This is a genomic window from Pseudoalteromonas sp. S4741, from assembly GCF_005886135.1.
GTDB classification, from domain to species: Bacteria; Pseudomonadota; Gammaproteobacteria; order Enterobacterales; family Alteromonadaceae; genus Pseudoalteromonas; species Pseudoalteromonas tetraodonis.
Genome location: NZ_PNCN01000257.1, coordinates 1 through 264, shown reverse-complemented (window position 1 = coordinate 264; position 264 = coordinate 1). Strand labels below are relative to the sequence as shown.

1 pseudogene is annotated in these 264 nt (G+C 43.6%); it reads right to left on the bottom strand.

Features of this window, described 5'->3' with window-relative positions:
* A pseudogene (locus tag CWC30_RS18055) lies at positions 1–264 on the bottom strand (ATP-binding protein); the annotation flags it as partial.

Below are 264 nucleotides of genomic sequence, written 5' to 3'. Positions count from 1 at the left end.
TATAGGACTAGATGGTTTCCTAAAGGGGGAATTGCTTGACGTTGGTCGCCTTCAAGTGCAGTAATAAAGTCTTTCTTCTTTTCTACCAATAGCATCCCTTTAACGCCACCTCCAAAGGCCGCTTTGATAAGAAGAGGGTAACCAATTTTTTTAGCCTCAGATTGCAAAAAAGCAGGGTCTTGTTTATCACCATAGTAACCATGTACTAACGGCGCGTTTGCCGCGGCCATTATTTCTTAAGCACGGGATTTTGAGCCCATTGCT